The sequence below is a fragment of the Candidatus Lokiarchaeum ossiferum genome, from assembly GCA_025839675.1.
GTDB classification, from domain to species: Archaea; Asgardarchaeota; Lokiarchaeia; order Sigyniarchaeales; family Promethearchaeaceae; genus Lokiarchaeum; species Lokiarchaeum ossiferum.
Map to the genome: position 1 here is coordinate 4,865,606 of CP104013.1, position 20,301 is coordinate 4,885,906.

Consider the following 20,301-nt stretch of genomic DNA (forward strand, 5'->3'; position numbering starts at 1 on the left):
TTTCATTTTCCCCTCCCTATAATGTTTCCCTAAATATTTCAATTAGGTTTTTATTCCGAAGTTTTCTCATAATTAACTTCAACCCTAAGTAAAGTGATAATATTGACACCCCGTAAATAATTCCAACAATATCCCATGGTATTTTTATCATTTGGGGTGTCTGTGTAAATAATGTCATGTTTTCAGATAATCCTAAAGCCATAATTGTTCCAATTATTCCTCCCGAAGTAGAGGATGCCAATAGAATAATCAAGTTTTCTACTAAAAACAAATTTTCTACTTCACGACCATGCAAACCTAAGGTTCTTAAAATTCCTATTTCACGAGTTCTCTCTAAAATAGATGAGTAGGCAGAAGTCAAGAGTCCAAAGATAGCAATAATAATTGTTCCTAATTGAATTAACAAAAACATATATTTGATTACTAAAAATTCAGACTCGGCGTATTCGATGTCCTCGCTTGTTCTATCAATTCTGAGATTTTCTTCTTCAAAAATAGTTTCTAAATTTTGTTCAATTATGGTGTGATTATATCCTTCTTTGACTTTAACAAAAATCTTGTCTACAAATGCATCATCTCCGCCTGGAATATTTAAACATTTTATATAATTTATATTGGACATGATAACTCCTCCTGTTCCTCCTCCAAAAAGGCCTGCTTCTCTAATCCGGGATAAACCTGGACAATTTTTAAGAACACCTACTACTTTACAAATATATGCGCTTTCTTCTGTTCCTCGAGTGAAGGTTAATCTTGCAAGATCATCTTTTCGGATTTTTAATTGACTTGCAGTTGATGAAGATATAATGATGTTAATGATCTCTTGATTTTCCTCAAAAATCTGGCTGAATGCTTCATCTTTGTTTCCAGTGGCAAAAACCAAATGAGACTGCATCTCTGTTGAGATTGTATCCTTAAAATTTTTATCTATTCCATAGAGCCATATATTGGTGGATGTAAAATCGATATAATCCCCCATGGTGACTCCAAAATCTTTATTTTCTTCTGAGTAAATATTTTCAAGATCATTTGTTGATGCTAGTAAGGATGATGCTCTCTCAATACCCTCGACTTGCATTATTTGCTCTTGCAATTCAACAGTGGGTGCATTAATATTATAAGTGCGGGGGCGAATCACAATATCAGATCCACTTTCATAGGCAATTAAGCCTCCAATTTGATTTACTTGAATTTCCACCATACTAGTCGCGAACATGATGAAACTGAAACTAAGTATAAACATAATAATTGTGCTTAAATTTCGACGTTGGTGGCGATGAATTGTGATTTTAACAATATTCATAATTTTTTGCATCAAAGGTTCGAAAATCATCACCAGCAATTTTAAAAAGAAGGGCATTATTCCAACTGCCATTAAAGATACTCCAACTAAAAATGTAACAAGTGTTCCCACTAAGATACTTGCTAATAATGCAATTTTAAGTGACAGCATTATTTTTGGAAGTAAAAAGAATACAAAACCACTGTTGGCAGCTACAAAGAATCCAAAGACAATCAATTTTACATTTGCACTACCTTCTTTTTTAATTTTATATAATTCATCACTATGACGATAAGGGTTTATGGATTCTACTATGCTCATTCGCATTACTTTTACTGCGGGGGCTATTGATACAATTAGACTAACGCCGATACCGATTAAATAACTCATCAAAATGGATGTTGGTTGTGCCACAAAAACAATATTTGACGCATAACCGTCAGGTATTTCTCTTTCTAACAATGTAAGCGCGACTTTATCAACAAATATTCCTGCGCCGAATATTCCCAATGTGGTTCCAATTAAAATTATGAGCATTGCTTGCAAAACAACTAACTTTATGTTGTAACTCTTTCTGGCTCCTAAAACTCGATTGATCCCATATTCTCGTATTCGCTCTTCAACCGATGTAGATAAAATTCCATTTATTAAAATTCCGCTGATCAACATTGAAACAAATCCAATTACGACAAATAATATATTCATTCCCAATGAGAACATTTCAGAGACATAAAGTAATTCTAACTTTGGATACTCAATATTCCATGGATCCAATCCGATTAATAATTGCATGTCTGCCCCTAATTTAGTTATTAAAGCTTCTGTGTTTTCAATATCTCGAATATCATAAATATCTTCACCATTTTTGAATATCATGACGAGTGAATTTGTTTTATTAACCCAATCCATTTCTCTATATGCAACATTATAGAGTTGATTTGCTGTCTCACCCCACCAACTCATATCTACGACTATATCACTTTCGCGTCCAAGTGGAAATTTCAAATCGGAATTAAATCTGCTTAGAATTGTTAAATTTACAGAAGAATTTAACCCTGGTAAAAAAATATTAAATATTTGTCCTTCAGTTAGATTAAATCTCTCCGCAAATTCCATTTCCACTAAACAACTATTCACCGGGATACCTTCACTTAAATTAAGGGTTGGGGATATATCTATGAATGAACCGAACGAAATATCCTCTTCAAGCTTTACATCAAGCGCCCCAAGTTGAGCCCACCTTTCATCTTCCATCGGATTTGATATTGACCCATTTGTTCGGCCCCACATTGTTGTTCTTGGGAGAAAATGTTCTATTTCGTCAAATTCCTCATGAATTAAGGCTTTAATATTGGGATAATCAAAATAATCTGATCTATTTTCTTCTTCCCCTGCATAATGTCGAACCGAGAGTCGTAGGTCTTGGTTTCCGCAATCTGCCGTTAAAAAATCAATAAATCCGTATGAAACAGAATCTGTTATAAAAGAGACGGAGGTAAGCAAGAATAAACTAACTGCAATCCCCATTACTCCTAAAATTGTTCGAGTTTTTTGTCTAAATAAATCTTTAAAGGCGTACGAATAGAGAAATGAATCCATTTTGCTTTCCTCAATCAATCATCGAGATTTGATCTTTCCTTGGATATGTATAAAACACCGCTGTTGATTTTTCCTTTGATATCTTCCTTCTCAACTAATTCTGCCATTAGATCATCAAAATGTAATGGGAGATTGCTGATAATATCTGGATTTATTTGTTCTCTAATTTTAGAGAATCTTATCTCATAATTATGGTCTTTAATAGACTCGCGAACTGTTTTTAATATTTCAACTTCACATTTTTCCTTGTATTTTGCTTGTAAATCCAATCTCGCAGAGCGCATTTCTTCTGTCTCTTTTAATCCCGAAACTTCGAGTCCTTTAACTATTTTCCCATCTCTAATATGGACAATACGCGTGCAATATTCTGAAACTGCTGCATCATGGGTTGCAGCAATAAATGTGGCTCCTTTTCTATTTAAATCTCTTAATAAGTTAAGAATTTCAATTCCTGTTTTTGAATCTAAATCACCCGTAGGCTCGTCCAGCATAACAATGGACGGATCATTAGCAAAAGCACGGGCAATGGCAACTCTTTGTTGTTCTCCTCCTGATAACTCGGATGGTGTGTGGTGTGCCCGTTCATCTAACTTTACTAATTTTAAAAGTTCCATTGCCTTGCGTTTACGTGCTCTTTTAGATAATGTACCTTGAAAATGTAATGGGATCATAACATTTTCCAATGCGCTCAAAAGGGGTAAGAGATTATAAAATTGGAAAACATAACCGATCTTATCTCGTCGTAAATCCGCAAGTTGATTTTCATTCAATCGGCTCATGTCCTGTCCATCAAGATAGATTTTACCCCGAGTGGGATAATCTAAACCACCAATTAAGTTGAGGAGAGTTGTTTTTCCACATCCGCTAGGTCCCATTAGCCCGGTAAATTCTCCCGGTTTAATTTTTAAATCGATTCCTCGAAGTGCAGGAACGGCAGTAGCCCCGAGAAGGTAAGTTTTATGCACTCCTTCTACTAAGATTTTATAAGGCGTATTGATGGTTGAAATATCATCAGTTTTACTAATTGGTTTTTTGATTACCATGGAGAGTCATCTTTTTTTTTATCAATGGATCAGATATATAGATTCAATCCTAAATGCATTATTTTATTTAAGACATCACTAAAAAATGACATTGATCGGTTTTTATTAAATGAAAAAAAGTTGATCTAGTTAAAAAACTTATTTCCTTCATTTTTTAAGAAAAAAAGGGGTGAATTTGTTATGCTTTTAACTTAAATAAAAAAGATAAATATTTTGCAGAATTATAAAATATTCGTTCTGTCGATAATCTTCTCTAAAATCTCAGAAATCTTCCGATTGGATTATTTGAGAAAAATTGATAAAAATAAAAATGATTTGGGAAAATTATGTTCTCTTTTCATTAAATAAATTGCAGTACATCTTTTTCAATAAGTGAGAAACCTTGTGCATCTTCAGCCAAAATTGTTTCTAATAATTTCACCTTCAGTGATTTTATCTGCAATTGGCTTTCCATGCTAAGAGCATTTTCATCAACTTGATTAAGTTTACTGTATATTCCTTTTGCCTCATTTAAATCAAAGGGAGTAATGTCTGACGTTATTTTCAAATACTTTGCAACAATGGATTTAATGAGATCAACAGCATCAGGAATAAAATCCAAAAATTTCGTGGCATTGCCTGTTTTCATAAAACTCGCTAAATAAGGCTCATAATTCTGCATAAAATCTTCAAACATTATCGAAAAATCTTCCTTAACAAACTCCATATCCAAATCTGGGTGGGTGAAAATTGTTAAAGTTAGATTTTTTTTCGAGAGTGAAGACATTTTTATATTCCCTCCTTGAACTCGAAAGCTAGATAGATCTTGAACATTTATTTCTTCAGCAAATTTAGACATTGCATTCAAAAACATTGGAATTAATTCTAAATCAAATTGGGGATTATCGGCTTTATTCAATGCGTCTCTCAAAGAACATTTCTTTGTTTCTGCAACAATCAACGTTTTTCCATTAGAATCACTGATCATAATGCCGTAAATTAATTTTTCTGGTTCAAATTTCTGGTCTTCACTCACTGGGGCTGCTTTTTTGCTAGCCAGATCCTTATTAGAGAGATCCAAGAATGATTTTAAGACTTGTTCGTAATATACCTCACCTTTTTCTGTTAAATAGACCAGGGTTTGTTTATCCATTTTTTTAGTTCTTAGAAAATTTGCTGTCTCATAAGAGCTAATTAAGGTTTGTAAAGTTGATTTTGAAGTTTCAAGATTCGATATCAGCCGTTCTAAACTTAAAACTTTTTGAGTTTTCAATGTATTGAAGAGATTAATATTTAATTGAATAAGTTTTGTGTCCATTTCACCTTCATTATCAAGTCCCGATTTTCTGAAAACATCTACAAATGCATTGATTGTTGTGTAAAGATGTTCTGGCTTAATGGAAGTATAATATATGTTTAAATCTGTTTTGTAGTTCTTTTTTATTTCCTTTTTATAAGCTTCAATATGATCTTTAATTTTTAATAATTGAATTTCATCAATTAAATCAATTTTATGGATAAGAAAGAAAATATTTGCTTGTTTGGATTGAACTGGTTGTAAAGCAATTGCTTTTCTTATATAATCAACAGTGATTTTTGGAGCATGCCTTGAATCCAAGATATTTAAAATTATATCACTATCATTGAAAACATTTTTATCTTCAGAAAACCATCTTTCTTGTTCTTGACCTGCTAAGTCAAAAACACCTAAGTTTTGTAATAAATTATACGAATAGTTTTCAAATCCATAAGTTGGTTCAATAGGATTTTCTAACAACTTAAATAATGATTCTCCTTCAAATAACCATTTCCGGATAGTTGATTTTCCAACACCCGAAGGTCCAACAAATACAATTTTTTTTGACAGTATAGATCTCTTCCTTTTAATTGAATGTAATAACAACTTATTGATTCTTTTTTTTCAAATCTGTAATTGAACTTTTTAAATCGGATATCCCATCACGATATTTTTGATTTAATCGTTTAAATTCTTGTTCAAGTTTGATTATCTCATTTAGTAGGGGGTTTTTAATAATTTCTGTTTTATATTTTGATATAACTTTTTTCAATTTATAATTTTGGTCTACATAAATGATGGAACAAATTTCTTCGCTTGATAAATCTTTTTTGTGAATGTGAACTACTGGAAATGGTTTTTTTTTAAATTTTGGGTTGTTGGAGTGTAAAATCTTGTGAGTATGTTCTTTTTTACATAATTCACAAAAATATGTAATATTTATCTCTTTCTCAACAGCCATTCAAAAACTTCCTATTTTTATACCTTTGTTTGGTCCTAACTTTGTTTTATTTATTGCTTTTAGAAATCTTTTGAGAAAAATTAGAAAATATTTTGTAAATTAAAAATTAGAGAAAAAATTAGTTATTTGAATTCCAGGACATTTTCTTTCGAATACCACCTATGCCTTTTAATTTCAATGCGTTGGCCATTTGAACGGTTTCTTCAATCGTATGAGCACATGGAATGTGCTGAAGTTCTAAAGCGTCTCGAATTAAGTCATATTTTGGAGTCCAAGGAACATAGGCAATGATTGGTTTTTTGTATTTATTTCCAACTTTGTTGATAGCTCTCCCTAAACCCATGGTTAACTGCGGTACTTGAGGTACCAATAAAGTTAGTATCATTTCAACATTTGGAGCATTAAACAAGTATTCCAGAATATTCACAATATCGTCGTCTGTTCCTGATCCAGTAATATCTATTGGATTGTTAAGTCCTGCAATTCGAGATGCAATTGGATTCAATAAAAATGATATGTCTTCTTTTTGTCTTTCTGTGAATTTTGTAAGGCCTAAACCATATTTGTCCAAGAGATCTGCACAAAGAACGCCGTGTCCTCCTGATACTGATAAAACTGCAATTCTATCCCCATGAATGGCCATAGTTGAATATTTTCTGAATGGATTTGCAAGCATAGAGTAGGTTTTCAATGTCATCTGCAGATCTTGTTCGTTAATTGGGTTTACAATACTATATTGTTTGTAAGCTCCCTTCATAATGCTACCGTCTGCGGCTAAAGAGCCTGTGTGTGAACCTGCTGCCGCTTTTCCTGCAGAAGTTGTCCCTCCCGAATAAACAACCACGTCTTTTCGAGATTTTCGTGCCTCTTCACAGAAACGTCTTCCATCTCCCAAATGAAAGCCTTCCAAGTAAAATGTGATGACGTCTGTGGTATTATCTTTTTCAAAATATTTAAGGAGCATCGCTTCGTTCACCATTGCTTTGTTCCCAATGGATACAGCTGTGCTTACACCAATATTTCGTTCTTTGAGACTAATAAAAAATTGATCAATTAAAACTCCTCCACTTTGGCTAATTACAGCAACATTTCCCGCTTTTGGTTTAACCAATCGTTCAGATGGGAGAAATAATGTGTCTAATATCGGAGGACTGTATATACCGACGCAATTTGGGCCTATGAAAGGCATATTATAATCAGAGCATATCTTAACTAATTCATTTTGCATTTTCATACCTTCCCGCCCTGCTTCACTGAACCCTCCTGCAATAATAACTGCTCCCTTAACACCTAATTCTGCTGCCTCTTGAATCACACTTTTAGTATTCTTGGCGCTAACGGCAACTACTGCTAGATCTGGAATTTCTGGTAACTTATCAAATGACCGGTAAACTTTATGGCCATCAATTTCATCAGCACGTGGTGTTATTCCATAGGTTTTAACACTCATTTCCATAAGATTTTTAGAAAATATGGCATTTCCAGGGTTGTCCGAATTTCTGGTCGAGAGGCCTATTACGGCCATTGACTTAGGTTTAAAGATGAAATCCAAATTATATTGCTGATCGTCATCTGATGGCATAAAGAAAATAAATCTTGCGCAAAAATTAAATCTTCCGAACTAATATCCTTAACATTGAATTTACGTGCAATTTGAATGAAACCGAAATAAGTTTCGTATTAAGTGATCAAAAAACCAAATTACCATCGGAAAAAAATTGAAAAAATTCTGTTGAAAAACTTAGAAATCTTTTACTTTTTAATGGAATTTTCCATCAAAAAGTTTGCAAACAGATGGTATTAAATATTTTGTTGAAAAAAAAAACTTAGGAAACTCAACATACAAAAAATGGAATTTCAAATGAGATTGTTTTTTTTTTGTACCGAAATGTTGCAAACAGATGGAAACACTTGATAAAGGCGAGAAAATGACTAAAAATTTGAATTTGAAGGTTGATGAAAGTTTATTTTATGAATTTCATAGACTTAAAGGATTATTAAGGGCGGGAACAAATCAAGATTGTTTAAGGAAATTACTTCAGATATCGGATGAAAAAATGAAAGATTTTGAGTTTAAACCAGATCGGGATGAGTATTTAAAAACTTTGGATCTGAAATATGTTCCTCTTTCTGAGAAAATTTAAAGATATCTTGTAGATCTAATTTTTTTTTTTCCATAGTTTTATTCAAAACTTTTTCTCACATTACTTACATTGGTTTATGAAAATGTTTATAGGGTTCGTAATTCATGTTTCATTATAGAAAAAGAAAGGTATAGTAAAAAATGTCTAATCTTAATTCGAATGAAGTTTCCATTCCACCAGAAATTATTGATACTTTTAAAAAAACGGGGTTAGGATATTCTTGGTTGATCAAAGGACAAGCGGGAGTAGGGAAAACAACCTTCGCTCTTAGTCTATTACACTTTTTTAAAAAATATGAGCCTATATATTTATCCACGCGTGTGGCTCCTGCGAGCATATATGCACAATTTCCTTTTTTGGAAGGCAGATTGCAGGATTTTAACATTTTGGATGCAACAAGGACTTATATTCCTCCCGTAAATCAACCTGAGCGTATGAAAGATCATTTGAACAATACTCTTAGGTTTTCATCAGTTCCCGATTTCTTAAAAATAATATACGAAAAAGTGGCACAATATGAATCCCCCGTTATAGTAATTGATTCTTGGGATGCGATTGTTGGTCAAAGTAATGATGAAAGGAAAAATATTGAAACCTTATTAACTGAATACATCCGCAACACTAATGCAAAATTGATCTTTATTGCTGAATCTGATAGTATAAGCCTTTTGGATTTTATTGTTGATGGTATTCTTACTCTCAAGGATGAATCCGTCGCGGGAAGAACCCTTCGAACAATCGAAATAAATAAAATTCGTGCTGTGGAACGCCGTCAAAAAGCGTATGCATATACTTTATTCAATAATCAATTCCAATATATTTCTCTCTTTGAAAAGGATAAACAAATCCCAATAACACCTTTTGAAATAACAACGGATAAAAACGATTTATTTTCAACAGGAAATGCACCTTTAGATGAGATTTATAATGGAGGTTTACGTCCAGGAACTTTTAATTTATTAGAAGTAGAATCAACCGTTCCAATATCATCAATTTCATCGATCTTCATTGGCATGTTATGTCAATTTATTCAACAAGGAAGAGGTGCTATTGTACACACGACTGATGGGATTAATTCTGATTTAATTGACAAGAAACGCCTATTTCTCTATTTACAAACAGATACCATTAGTAGAAACATGCGAATACTACAAACTCAAATCAGCGATAGAAAAGAGATTCGCCCTTATATTCGGTTGGTTGACGATGTTTCATACAATGATATCTTTTTTGATACATATTCGAAATTATCAAGTATTTCCAAATTTCAACCTGTATTTGCTGGAATTTCTTATGATTCCTTACAGTTTATGGTCGATTTTAATAAAGCAATGCGCGATTTCGAGAATCATTTAAAATTAATTAGGAATTCCAATGTGATTGAATTAGGTATCATTAATTCTACTTCCCCAGGGCAAGCTAAAGCGTCTCAAGATTTGGGAGCATTAACAACAAATTTATCATATATTGCTTCTACACATATAAAAGTGATAGAAAGACACGGCTCCATATTTTTGTATGCGATTAAGCCAAGAAGCTCTTGTCTTTTTGCTATGAAGACAAATTATGATAAAGGGTTTCCTCAGATTGAATTGTTACCTGTTGTTTAAGACGAGGTGAGAAAATGAATATACAAAGAAAAGTGTGCCTTCTTGGTTCTGATGGTGTTGGAAAAACTTCTATTATTGTCAGATATACTAAGGGAACTTTTTCAAATTCTTATCTAGTAACTCTAGGCGTTGACTTTTACGAAGTGAAATTTTCCAATCCAAAAACCTCTGATATGCTTTCAACCCAAATTTGGGATTTGGCATCACAGAAAAATTTTCAATTCATGAGAGCACAGTATCTTTCCTATGCAAATTATATTATTATTGTAGTCGATGCGATGAGGCATGCTGATGAATATATTGTCCCATGGATTAACGATGTTCGGAAACATGCTGGTAAAGAAGTTCCTTATATAATAGTTTTAAACAAAGTTGATTTGATAGATGCTGAGACATCTAAAAATTTGGTTTTAAGATTGAAAAATCAATTCAATGTTCCTATTTTTAATACTTCCGCTAAAACAGGGGAAAATATTCATGAAATCTTTGAATATGTCGCTGAATGTCTTTGGTAACGAATCTTTTTTAAATGCAATATTTTTGTTAAGATATTTCTAATTAAAATTCTTATCAAAAAATCACTCTTTTTCTTAAAATTTAAGTATATAATCAATTGGTTCTAAATTCTTTATGAAAGTGGTTTAAAGGAAAAATGGTAGACTGTTGATTATCATTTTTAATCATCTATTTAAATTGAAATTTAAAGTCTCCCTTCAATATTTAAAAACCCATCCTTAAATAATAGTTCATCTCCAAAAAAAATAATTTGTATCAGGATAGAATGGAAATGGTAATTGGATTAGTATTAACTCATTGGGACACCCAGTTAGGTCCTTTAATAATGGCAAGATATCCAAATAATTTTCAAGTATCTAAAGATGAAATCAACAAAATATTAATGACACATTCAATTTCTAAAGAGATGACAAATGAAATAGTCGAAATTCGTTTGAAAGAAAAAATTTTTCTCAGTTATTGTCCAAAAAAGCAAATTCCAGTCAATGGATATTCTATGATGATTATTGTTCTCCATTTAAATGAAGAATTATTGTTTGATGGAATAAAAAATCAATTAAATGAAATTGGTGAAAATTTATTCAATCGTTCTGGTAATGAGCAAATTAAAGAATTTCACCAGTATGCATCCAAATTTTTTCAAAAAAAATCATCACGAAAAATATTATTTATAGGATCTAGCGCAGTAGGTAAAACTTCAATTAAAAAACTATTTTTTGAGGGAATACCTTCTGAATCTCTTTTGGATTTGCCCCTTGAACCAACTTATGGATTAGTACAATTTAATTATGATTGGCTAGATTTGGATCTTGGTGTTGCAGATCTGGCAGGTCAGGAAATGGACCATTTTTTAAACGAATCATTCGAATCGGAGATTGATCCATTTGATTCTGTTGATGCAATTCTCTACATCTTCGATTCAACTTATTGGGATACAAATTCTCGTGAAATCGTACAACATATACAGAAGATTCTAGACATAAATACAAGTAGAGATCTAAAATCCCAGTTTTTTGTTTTTTGTCACAAACTGGATTTAATTCCAACTTATGATCAACAATCCTTCAAGAATGAAATAAAATATACCTTGCCAGCATCGGTTCAGTCTAATCTCTTTTTTACAAGCATTAAATCTGACATGCTCCATCAACTAATTAGATCAATGCAAGTAGTAATTGGTACCCTCTCACCACAAACCAATTATCTCGAAGAAATATTATTTGAGACTATTTCAGAAAAAAGGAATACTGCAGTAATTATTTTAAATGAAAAAAGAATTTTACTAAGTGCTTCGACTGAAGATTTTAAAATAATTAACTATTCTCACATCTTTTCATTCATTTCATCAATGAATTTGCTTCTCGATGATTTCAAAAGTGAATTCACTCAATTACAACTTAAAGGAAACCGTTTTAATTTGCATTTTTCCTCGATAGAATGGTTGTCAGAGGGTGAATGTATCATTTTAATTAGTGAATGCTTATCTTTTAAGGAATTAAGTCTACTAAAAGAGAGTATTCAATATAGTTTAATATATTTAGAAACTTCCTACGAAAAATCTTCAGATAATCTAAACATAGATCAAAAAAATTCATCCAAATAAAGGTAAATCCAAATGAGCATTAATAAAAACAATTCAAAATTAAAAAAAAATTCCGATATTGCAGTTCCCAGAGAAGTTAAAAATAAGGTAACTTTGCGAATTGAAAATGTCGTAGCTAGCGTAAAAGTGGGCACTTTTATAGATCTCAATAAACTATTAGAAAAATATAAAGATATTGAAAAGAAAGAAAATTTTCCAGGATTAGTCGTAAAAATGAAAAATCCTAAGGCAACCATATTGATTTTCTCTTCTGGTAAGATGGTGGCCACAGGTGTTCGACTTGTCAAACATCTTCCCATAGTTGTGGAAAAAGTCGTCAAAAAGATGGAAAATGCAGGGATTGAAATTGAGATGGAACCAGAGGTAAAAATTGAAAATATCGTTGTGCGTGGAGATTTCCATCAAACTATAAATCTCGATTTAACCTCCTTATCTTTAACTCGGGCAATTTATGAACCTGAAGTTTTTCCTGGATTAATTTATAAAATACCTGATCCAAAAATATGCTTCCTCATTTTTAGTTCAGGTCGAATTATCTGTACAGGTGCGAGTGATGAAAATGTTATCCGAAGTTCAGTAAAAAAACTTGCTTTAGATTTAAAACGGCAAGGTGTACTCGGAAATACTAAAAAAAAAGTAGGTCAATTAGATCTTGATTTACTGGACTTGTTCTAATGGTTTTTTTTTGGTATCATGCATATAAATGATACAGGTACTTCATTCTCATTAACATAGCCATGAGGTTCATTTGGTGGCATATAAACAAATTCGTTCTTAACAAGTTTTTCTTTTTCTCCATCGTTTGTTAGTAGGAACATTTCCCCAGAAAGAATATACATTTCATGTTCCCAAGGATGTTGATGGATCCCAATTTTTCCACCTGGGGCTATTTCAAATCTCCGCATTATAAAATTTGGGGCTTCTTCTTCCGAAATAAATACTCGAATATTGGTGCCTGTGGACTCAAATGCTGTTACTTCTGTAGGTTCAATTTTTTTGAAATGAAAGTGTTTTGCCATTGTTTTTATTCTCCTTTATCCAAATTCTGTGTCTGGTTTTCCAAGTCACTCAAAGTAGATTCGCGTTCTTTAATTATTTCTTCAATATGTGTCTGAATTTCATTCTTTTCTTCAGTTTTTTGTGATATTTCATGTTCTTTTTTTTCAATATCGCTTTCCAATTCAAAGATGCGGTCTTGGAGCTCAGTTAACATTATTTCCAAATTTAATTTCTCATTTAATACCTTTTGCCTATCATCATTAATTGTTTTTATCTGAGCAGTGAGCATTTTGTTTTTTTCATCTGTTTCCTTAATGGATTGTGCTAATAGATTATTCTCTTCAAAATATTCATTAATAGTTTCTCTTAATTTTTCCATTTCTTCCCCATGGTTATTCTCAATTTGGACTTTCTGCTCTTTTTCTGATTCTATAGCTGCTAAATTCTTTATCAAATCTTCGTTGGCATTAGTAAGTTTATTAATGATAAATTGGAATTTTTCTTCTTTTTTCTTGGAAAGTTGGTTAACTTCATTTAACTGAAAATCAAGTTTTTCTTTTTGTTTTTGAATTTCTTTAATTTTTGTATCTTTCTGTGCGAGTTGGAGAGTTAAACTATCAGTAACCAACAAAATTTGATCTTGTAATCGAGAGTTTTCTTCTTCTAAGTGATCATATTTTTGAATTTTCTGCCGAAGTTCTATGATTTCCGTTCTTAACTTTTCTAAATTTGGAGTGTTATCAATTTGATTTGGTTGTTCTGAAAGCAAATCTGCATCTTTTGGTGACATTTGAGGGGTTATTAATGGTGCAGGTGCCGGTTTCGGCTTTGGAGTTGATTTAATTCCATCTCCTGAAAGTGGTATTGGATCTGGATTGCTTGGGCTAACATTAGCTGGAAGAGGCCTTCCAAATAAATCTCTTTTAATAGTGGCAGATTCTTGTTGTTCTGCTTCAGGTCTAGGATTAAAATCAATAATTGTTTCTAAATCTAATTCATTTTCAATCTCATCTTGGATTTTTTTTTGTTTAATACTTTCACGAAATTTAGCCACTGTTTCTGGTTCTTGTTTTTCTTCCTCATTATCATCGAGGGGTGATTTTCGGGGATGAAATTCTGTTTCACCTGTTCGTATTGCTGGTAGATTTTTAATCTGAACTGGATCCTTTCCATTTTTAATTTCAGTAATTATATATTCCATTTGACGTTCATGAGCTAAAATCAAACCCTGTTCTTCAATATCCACTATATTTATATAAAATGCAAATTGGCCTTTGACAATTGTATCATATACAATTATTTGGGGCTCAATTGGATTTTTGAACACGTATTTCATATTTTCCATTGGAATTAATTCTAATCGTAATCCTGCCATCAGTTTTTGGAGATATTGAAGCAATTCAGCACGAGGTTTTATTATTTTGGAGAATTCACTTGATAGATAAGATACTATATTTGGAAAATCTTTTGGAAGGATACATTTTCCAGTGTTTTCACTTTTCTCAATTGCCTTATCATAATCTTTTTTCTTTCCTTTTACTTTTTTTACTGGGGGTTCCAATACAATAAATAATAAACCACTACCTGATCGAGTGTTGTATCTTTCAATTTTATATCCAAAACCTGGTGCTGGTGTTGAATTCGATGCTATACGGACATAAAGGTGATGTATTCGGCTGATTGCGGTAGTTAGATCCATTTTTTTCCCTATTTATTTTTCATTACAAAATATTTGACAGATATTTGTTAATTCTTCTTGCAAAAATTCAATTGGTAATTCTTTGAAATTTTCTAAAAGTACAACCCTATCTGAATCCGAAATTGCTTCCAATTCTTTCAAAAATTGATTTAATATTATTTCCTTTTGTTCTGGTGCAATTTTAATCTGCTTCAAGGTTTTGGCTACTTTGATGACATAATTTATATCGTTTTGACTTAACGATTTTCCTTCAGGTGATATTTCTGAAATTTGATTAAAATTGAGCCAAGGTGCAATTTGATTTATCGACATTGAATAACTATTACGAATCATCTCTTCTCTTGTGTCTTGTTCAATTTTGGAAAGATTCTTTAGTAGTTTTTTTTGAAAATTTCGTAACTGTTCAATATTTTTTCTGATTGCATCTTTAGAAGACATTATATTATCTATCCATTTGCTCATTTTTAATTTTTTGATGAAATTGTTATCTCAAAAAGGAGTAAAAAGGATAATTTATCCTAAAAAAAGAGTTGATCATCATCAAATGGATCATCATCATTAACGCGAATAAAAAGATCATTCTCAAAAATATCTGAAATAAGATTTTTTAACGAGTTTTTAACCATATCCATTGATTTCATACCCAATCCAATGATTTTACTATTAGAAAAGATTAAAAATGTCCCGCCTGTCGTTGGTTTGATAATTGCTGCTGGAAATTGTTCAGGTTCATATAAGCAATTTGTTAAAGTTAAACAAGCCATTTCTAAATTAATTATTTTTCCTAATTGGGACATTACTACCAGATTTTGAATCTCTGTTGTCATTTCTGAAAATTCGAGCTTACCCTTATTACGCAAGTGATCGATTATTTTTAATCGTAAAGGCTCAATAGTTTCTCTTTTTTTAATACCTGTTAAAATTAATTTACCATTTTTAAATAAAATAACTGAAATTTCATCAATTTTGAATAAAACGCATGGAAATCTATTCAGTCTTTTGACAGTAATCCGCTTTTCTAGTTCTTCGAAATTTATTTTAGATTCAGGATCTGGACGCGTCATCTTCGCTAAACACACAATATTAATTATTTTGTATGGAAAATTGGTTGCATCGTCTGTTAAAGTTTCTTCTAATGATCCAGGATAAACATCGATTTGATTTGGGGGTAATTCTATAAGTTCCATTTTGTTAATACTCCTTTATATTTTTTAAGTTTTAGTTTTTAATGCATTTCTGCATTTTAGTTTAAATTTCTTTGTTTGAGAGTATGTAGTTCTTGTGAAAACCAACTAATAAATATCTTTTGCAATTGGAATAATATCTTCGTATTTGTAATAATTCTAGCACAAAGTTTTGTAATGATTACAACTTGTCTTTGAGGCATAAAAATTATTCTATAGGAGAGATCATTCTATGCCCATAAGAAAATAAGGATAAAACTTTTTTTTAATTAATTAAAAAATTAATCTCCGGACATTTCTAGTAATTCTCCGAAGGCTTCACGTTCATCTTCTGTCATAGATTTATTTTTTTTATTTTGTTCTTCAATCACTGCAGTCCGAAGTGCTCGTTGTTTTTCTGTTTTTTTACTTTTTTTAGCGGCAGCTGCTTTCTTATATTGATCGAGTTTTACTTTTTCCTTTTCCTTTATTGGGATGCTTGTTTTACAAACTCGACAGAACAACTCATTTGTTCTTTTCTTTGGGAGTAAAATATTCCCACATTCGGCACAAAATTCCATTTATATGTTTCTCCGGGGATAATCGCTTGTTCCTTTTTCGGGGTTTATTAAATATATATTGTTTTTAAACTATCCTCTCTATTTAAATGTATTCACAACCGACTTTTTCAAATAGTTCCAACAAATTTTACTAATCGAAAATCCTAAATTGGAAGAAATTCAAACTCAAAGTGGCATAGTTGTTTTAAAGTGGTTCATGGAAAAAACATTGCTTTTTCTTTATCAAAAATTATTTTTTTATTTCCTATTAAGGAAAAAATTAATGTTTTTGATAAAAATTTAGAACATATTTGAGAAAAGACCGTCATTTTCATTTTTTAAAATGGAATAGAAGAAAAATCATTAAATCGGAATTCGTTCTATTAACATTATGGGAGTAAAACCAATCAAAAAAACTTTTTCAGTATCGATACAAGCTCACCGGGGGTTTAATAAACGATACCCTGAAAATACTCTTCTTGCTTTTCAAAAAGCAATTGAAGCTAAAGCTGATTATGTTGAATTGGATGTTCATTTAACTGTGGATCATCATATTGTTGTGACTCATGATTATCAAACACAAAGAGTCGCAGATCAAGATTTGATCGTTGCAAAATCTACTTTGAAGCAGCTGAAAACCTTAGATTTTGGACAAAAACAGAAAATTCCGACTTTACAAGAAGTATTTGATTTATGCAAAGGGAAAATTGGAATCAATATTGAAATAAAACATTCTGGATTGGCAAGGCCTGTAAATGATTTAATTATTGCAAATGAAATGGAAAACCAAGTGATCATCTCTTCTTTTGTTCACTCTGAAATTGCTGCGATTAAAAAATTAAATTCCAATTTAATTTGTGCTTCCTTAGAACCAACCGCTTCAAGTAAACTTGGATATCTTCTATCCATTTTCAAGCGCAAATCTTTCATTGAAAATGCTAAAAGATTGAATGCCGATGCAACTCATCCTTATACAAAGCTTGTAAACAAAAAGTTCTGTGCATTGGCTCATGCAAACAATTTGCTTGTAAATCCTTGGACTAGCGATTCCCCTAAGGAATGGCAGCGTCTGATTGATGTTGGTGTAGATTCCATTATTACAAACGATCCTCTATCACTTTATGCTTTTCTGGAACAAGCTTCAAAATAATAATTTCTAACATGAGGTAAGCAAATCTTTTTTTTGTTTGTTTTCTATCTTATAATATCCATGTCAAAACATTTGACTCCCGAAGAAATTGCTGATAAATGGGCTGAGAATGAAGTCCAATTACCTCGAATTCCATTCTTTTTGATAAATTTGTATCAATTTATTATGCCAATCTTTGTTATCATGCTCGTGGATGGAATAATATTTTATTGTTATGAAACTTTTCAAGTTTCTATACTGCTCCAAATTATCATATTTCCATTTCTTTTCATCTCCAATATATATTTGAGCATTTGGTCAATGTCAAAATTTTGTAAAATCTTGCATAAATATTGGGATCGAAAAAGTCCAGCAAGAGAGGCGGTATATTCACGTAAATTTAAAAATGGTAATGTTACGGATCCAGCGGTACATTATTATCACCTTAGAGGATTTATGTATAAATGGCCTGTATGGGTGGCAAAAAAATCATTTTTTCCTTGGATGATTAATTTTGTTCTTCGAGATATGGCAGATAATAAGATTCACCGGAACGCAATGTACGGGGATTGTTATGTTTCCTTGGAATTCACTGATCTGCAAGATCAATCTGTTGTTATGGAAGGTTGCTGCATATCAAGTCATGTGGTAGATAGTATTTTTGGAAATTTAACTGTTCAAAAAGTTACAATTGAAAAACAAGGGGTTTTGCATGCTACGGGGGTAATGGCTCCGGGGGGAATTATTTCCGAAGGTATGGCCGTTGGTCCCCGTTCCTTTGTTGTAAAAAGACAACATGTGAGAAATGAAAATGCGAACTTTGTTTGGGGCACTCCTGCACGCAAATTTGAATATCGATCATTTTATGATTTGATACCTGAAGATTTCAAATCTCGAGCACGAATCGTGTCTAATGAAGAATAAATCAAAATTCAATCATTTTATCAATTTCAGGGTGAATTAGAATCTTAACAAAAAAAATCTTGATTACTGGAGGTGCTGGATTTATAGGAAGTCATTTAGCGGATTTTTTGCTCCATAAAGGCCATGAAATAATTGTTTTTGATTCTTTAGATCCACAAGTCCATCATGGACGGAATCTACCTCCTGACTACCTTTCGAAACAAGTTAAATTTATTCATGGGGATGTTAGAAATAGCGAACAACTTGCAGAAAGTCTCCAAGATATTGATGTTGTTTACCATCTTGCTGCCGCTGTTGGTGTAGCGCAATCAATGTATCAAGTTCAAAAATTTATTGATGTTAATTCCCATGGAACAGCAAATTTACTGGATGTGCTAATTAATAAACCCAATCATGTTAAAAAATTAATTGTTGCTTCTTCGATGTCCATATATGGGGAAGGATCCTACAATTGTCCGACGTGTAAAAAGATTGTAAATCCCAAAGTTCGACAGTTTGTCACTGAAAAAACAAAAGATTGGGAATATTCATGTCCTATATGTCAAAATAAATTAATTCCGTTCCCAACTAGGGAAAACAAACCTGCCGATTGCTCTACTGTATATGCTCTCTCTAAAAAAGAACAGGAAGATCTTTGTATGATGATCGGCAAGACATATGGTCTGAATACTACTGTATTACGTTTTTTTGGAACTTATGGAAGCCGTCAAGCATTGTCCAATCCCTACACTGGCGTGTGCGCGATTTTTTCCACTGCTCTCTTATCAAATAATCGTCCTATTGTATATGAAGATGGGAATCAAAGTAGGGATTTAATTCATGTTAAAGACATTGTTCAAGCTTTAAATCTTTCAATGGAACGCTCAGAATCAAAACATGAAATCTTTAATGTTGGAACTGGGAAATCCGTTTCAATTTCTGAAGTTGCTACAATTTTAAGTAATGCATTGGGAAAAAAAATTCATCCTGAAATTTCCTATAAATTTCGATCAGGCGACGTTCGACATATATGTGCTGACATATCAAAGATTTCAGAAAAACTTGGATTTAAACCTCAATATTCATTTTCTGAAGGTATTTCTGAATTAATCCCTTGGATCAAAGAAAAATTTATTCTCAATGGTGGAAATATTGTTGATAATTCAGTTAAAGCAAAGTTAGAATTAGAGAAAAAAGGGTTAATATAGAAAAAAATGAAAACATAAAAAAATTTTCAAAGAGATACGGGATTTATTCCGTTTGCAAACCAAATTTCTTCAAACGATTAATTATGATTTTTTCTGCTTCTTCTATTTTTAATCGATCTTCGGCAGAAATCTGTGTGTTTCCCCCATAAAAAGTATCGACTAATGTGTGGAAAATTGTTTCATTAAGATCATTTTTGTTATATCTATGTATTCTTTTGGATGTTCCCTCAAAAGTATCCATACTGCGGGAAGCAATTACATCTATTCCTGTGCCTAAGATGTTTTTTATAAGAACATCTCCCATTTTGATAGGTGCTTGGCAAACTACATCATTTACAACTTTGATGCTTCGTAATAGATGTTGTTTTGGAATAGGTTCCACACTTCTTACTGGAATTACTGGGAGTGTCGCACCTTCTATCCGCATAGTAGTAATCAGCATGCGAACTGGATTAGTATATTCACTTTCTCCATATGTTAATCCACGCGGGCATTGATTTCCCTTAATGTGCAACTCGCCCTCTTTATCACGCCAAACTGTTAAACGACATGAATTAGGACATATTACACATATGATTTCGCGTTCATTTATTCGTTCTTCCATTT

The 20,301-nt window shown here is 31.9% G+C and carries 19 protein-coding genes; 8 read left to right on the top strand and 11 right to left on the bottom strand.

What is annotated here, in order from left to right; translation table 11 throughout:
- Positions 1 to 16 precede the first annotated feature (16 nt).
- From NEF87_RS20840 to NEF87_RS20860, 5 genes are all read right to left on the bottom strand, one after another.
- Complete coding sequence (locus tag NEF87_RS20840; RefSeq protein WP_457917341.1) at positions 17 to 2,881, bottom strand: ABC transporter permease; 2,865 nt, start codon at positions 2,879 to 2,881, stop codon at positions 17 to 19.
- Positions 2,882 to 2,895: 14 nt separating this feature from the next.
- Positions 2,896 to 3,924 carry an ABC transporter ATP-binding protein gene (locus NEF87_RS20845; protein ID WP_457917342.1) on the bottom strand — a complete coding sequence of 343 codons (1,029 nt, stop codon included), beginning with the start codon at positions 3,922 to 3,924 and terminating at the stop codon, positions 2,896 to 2,898.
- Positions 3,925 to 4,264: 340 nt separating this feature from the next.
- The gene (locus tag NEF87_RS20850) at positions 4,265 to 5,806 is read right to left on the bottom strand and encodes an ADP-ribosylation factor-like protein (protein ID WP_457917343.1); all 1,542 of its coding nucleotides are present in this window, start codon (positions 5,804 to 5,806) and stop codon (positions 4,265 to 4,267) included.
- Position 5,807: 1 nt separating this feature from the next.
- Positions 5,808 to 6,161: a hypothetical protein gene (locus NEF87_RS20855; protein ID WP_371803448.1), complete on the bottom strand. Its 354-nt coding sequence runs from the start codon at positions 6,159 to 6,161 to the stop codon at positions 5,808 to 5,810.
- A 118-nt stretch (positions 6,162 to 6,279) separates the two neighbouring features.
- The gene (locus tag NEF87_RS20860; RefSeq protein ID WP_457917344.1) at positions 6,280 to 7,743 is read right to left on the bottom strand and encodes a CoA-binding protein; all 1,464 of its coding nucleotides are present in this window, start codon (positions 7,741 to 7,743) and stop codon (positions 6,280 to 6,282) included.
- A 319-nt stretch (positions 7,744 to 8,062) separates the two neighbouring features.
- Between NEF87_RS20860 and NEF87_RS20865 the strand changes: the two genes are divergently transcribed.
- The 5 genes from NEF87_RS20865 to NEF87_RS20885 all read left to right on the top strand — a co-directional run bounded on the left by NEF87_RS20865 (position 8,063) and on the right by NEF87_RS20885 (position 12,709).
- Positions 8,063 to 8,305: a hypothetical protein gene (locus NEF87_RS20865; protein WP_371803450.1), complete on the top strand. Its 243-nt coding sequence runs from the start codon at positions 8,063 to 8,065 to the stop codon at positions 8,303 to 8,305.
- A gap of 140 nt (positions 8,306 to 8,445) precedes the next feature.
- Positions 8,446 to 9,915 carry an RAD55 family ATPase gene (locus NEF87_RS20870; RefSeq protein WP_371803451.1) on the top strand — a complete coding sequence of 490 codons (1,470 nt, stop codon included), beginning with the start codon at positions 8,446 to 8,448 and terminating at the stop codon, positions 9,913 to 9,915.
- A gap of 14 nt (positions 9,916 to 9,929) precedes the next feature.
- A complete protein-coding gene (locus NEF87_RS20875; protein WP_457917345.1) occupies positions 9,930 to 10,430 on the top strand; it encodes a Rab family GTPase in 501 nt (166 codons plus the stop codon).
- 272 nt (positions 10,431 to 10,702) lie between these two features.
- The gene (locus NEF87_RS20880) at positions 10,703 to 12,034 is read left to right on the top strand and encodes an ADP-ribosylation factor-like protein (protein WP_457917346.1); all 1,332 of its coding nucleotides are present in this window, start codon (positions 10,703 to 10,705) and stop codon (positions 12,032 to 12,034) included.
- Between the two features lie 12 nt (positions 12,035 to 12,046).
- A complete protein-coding gene (locus tag NEF87_RS20885) occupies positions 12,047 to 12,709 on the top strand; it encodes a TATA-box-binding protein (RefSeq protein ID WP_457917347.1) in 663 nt (220 codons plus the stop codon).
- Here the strand turns inward: NEF87_RS20885 and NEF87_RS20890 are convergent.
- From NEF87_RS20890 to NEF87_RS20910, 5 genes are all read right to left on the bottom strand, one after another.
- On the bottom strand, positions 12,706 to 13,053 hold the full coding sequence (locus NEF87_RS20890) for a cupin domain-containing protein (protein WP_371803455.1): 348 nt from the start codon (positions 13,051 to 13,053) through the stop codon (positions 12,706 to 12,708). The two genes, NEF87_RS20885 and NEF87_RS20890, sit on opposite strands and share 4 nt — an antisense overlap.
- A 5-nt stretch (positions 13,054 to 13,058) precedes the next feature.
- Complete coding sequence (locus tag NEF87_RS20895) at positions 13,059 to 14,732, bottom strand: hypothetical protein (RefSeq protein WP_457917348.1); 1,674 nt, start codon at positions 14,730 to 14,732, stop codon at positions 13,059 to 13,061.
- 12 nt (positions 14,733 to 14,744) lie between these two features.
- On the bottom strand, positions 14,745 to 15,170 hold the full coding sequence (locus NEF87_RS20900) for a hypothetical protein (protein WP_457917349.1): 426 nt from the start codon (positions 15,168 to 15,170) through the stop codon (positions 14,745 to 14,747).
- An 80-nt stretch (positions 15,171 to 15,250) separates the two neighbouring features.
- Positions 15,251 to 15,919, bottom strand: a complete 669-nt coding sequence (locus NEF87_RS20905) for a TBP family protein (RefSeq protein WP_371803458.1) — start codon at positions 15,917 to 15,919, stop codon at positions 15,251 to 15,253.
- Between the two features lie 278 nt (positions 15,920 to 16,197).
- Positions 16,198 to 16,476, bottom strand: a complete 279-nt coding sequence (locus NEF87_RS20910; RefSeq protein ID WP_371803459.1) for a hypothetical protein — start codon at positions 16,474 to 16,476, stop codon at positions 16,198 to 16,200.
- 370 nt (positions 16,477 to 16,846) lie between these two features.
- On the opposite strand from NEF87_RS20910, the gene NEF87_RS20915 reads away from it, so the two are divergent.
- The 3 genes from NEF87_RS20915 to NEF87_RS20925 are packed head-to-tail and all read left to right on the top strand — an operon-like array spanning position 16,847 to position 19,695.
- The gene (locus NEF87_RS20915) at positions 16,847 to 17,605 is read left to right on the top strand and encodes a glycerophosphodiester phosphodiesterase (protein WP_457917350.1); all 759 of its coding nucleotides are present in this window, start codon (positions 16,847 to 16,849) and stop codon (positions 17,603 to 17,605) included.
- A 60-nt stretch (positions 17,606 to 17,665) separates the two neighbouring features.
- Positions 17,666 to 18,508 carry a hypothetical protein gene (locus NEF87_RS20920; protein WP_457917351.1) on the top strand — a complete coding sequence of 281 codons (843 nt, stop codon included), beginning with the start codon at positions 17,666 to 17,668 and terminating at the stop codon, positions 18,506 to 18,508.
- Between the two features lie 59 nt (positions 18,509 to 18,567).
- On the top strand, positions 18,568 to 19,695 hold the full coding sequence (locus NEF87_RS20925; RefSeq protein ID WP_457917352.1) for a GDP-mannose 4,6-dehydratase: 1,128 nt from the start codon (positions 18,568 to 18,570) through the stop codon (positions 19,693 to 19,695).
- A gap of 43 nt (positions 19,696 to 19,738) precedes the next feature.
- Here the strand turns inward: NEF87_RS20925 and NEF87_RS20930 are convergent, their stop codons facing one another.
- On the bottom strand, positions 19,739 to 20,299 hold the full coding sequence (locus tag NEF87_RS20930) for a DUF1667 domain-containing protein (RefSeq protein WP_371803463.1): 561 nt from the start codon (positions 20,297 to 20,299) through the stop codon (positions 19,739 to 19,741).
- Between the last annotated feature and the right edge of the window lie 2 nt (positions 20,300 to 20,301).

Bases quoted from the DNA above. Each gene is read 5' to 3' on its own strand.
- NEF87_RS20840 (WP_457917341.1), bottom strand. From the start codon at position 2,881: ATGGATTCATTTCTCTATTCGTACGCCTTTAAAGATTTATTTAGACAA.
- NEF87_RS20845 (WP_457917342.1), bottom strand. From the start codon at position 3,924: ATGGTAATCAAAAAACCAATTAGTAAAACTGATGATATTTCAACCATC.
- NEF87_RS20855 (WP_371803448.1), bottom strand. From the start codon at position 6,161: ATGGCTGTTGAGAAAGAGATAAATATTACATATTTTTGTGAATTATGT.
- NEF87_RS20860 (WP_457917344.1), bottom strand. From the start codon at position 7,743: ATGCCATCAGATGACGATCAGCAATATAATTTGGATTTCATCTTTAAA.
- NEF87_RS20865 (WP_371803450.1), top strand. From the start codon at position 8,063: ATGGAAACACTTGATAAAGGCGAGAAAATGACTAAAAATTTGAATTTG.
- NEF87_RS20870 (WP_371803451.1), top strand. From the start codon at position 8,446: ATGTCTAATCTTAATTCGAATGAAGTTTCCATTCCACCAGAAATTATT.
- NEF87_RS20875 (WP_457917345.1), top strand. From the start codon at position 9,930: ATGAATATACAAAGAAAAGTGTGCCTTCTTGGTTCTGATGGTGTTGGA.
- NEF87_RS20880 (WP_457917346.1), top strand. From the start codon at position 10,703: ATGGTAATTGGATTAGTATTAACTCATTGGGACACCCAGTTAGGTCCT.
- NEF87_RS20885 (WP_457917347.1), top strand. From the start codon at position 12,047: ATGAGCATTAATAAAAACAATTCAAAATTAAAAAAAAATTCCGATATT.
- NEF87_RS20890 (WP_371803455.1), bottom strand. From the start codon at position 13,053: ATGGCAAAACACTTTCATTTCAAAAAAATTGAACCTACAGAAGTAACA.
- NEF87_RS20895 (WP_457917348.1), bottom strand. From the start codon at position 14,732: ATGGATCTAACTACCGCAATCAGCCGAATACATCACCTTTATGTCCGT.
- NEF87_RS20900 (WP_457917349.1), bottom strand. From the start codon at position 15,170: ATGTCTTCTAAAGATGCAATCAGAAAAAATATTGAACAGTTACGAAAT.
- NEF87_RS20905 (WP_371803458.1), bottom strand. From the start codon at position 15,919: ATGGAACTTATAGAATTACCCCCAAATCAAATCGATGTTTATCCTGGA.
- NEF87_RS20910 (WP_371803459.1), bottom strand. From the start codon at position 16,476: ATGGAATTTTGTGCCGAATGTGGGAATATTTTACTCCCAAAGAAAAGA.
- NEF87_RS20915 (WP_457917350.1), top strand. From the start codon at position 16,847: ATGGGAGTAAAACCAATCAAAAAAACTTTTTCAGTATCGATACAAGCT.
- NEF87_RS20920 (WP_457917351.1), top strand. From the start codon at position 17,666: ATGTCAAAACATTTGACTCCCGAAGAAATTGCTGATAAATGGGCTGAG.
- NEF87_RS20930 (WP_371803463.1), bottom strand. From the start codon at position 20,299: ATGGAAGAACGAATAAATGAACGCGAAATCATATGTGTAATATGTCCT.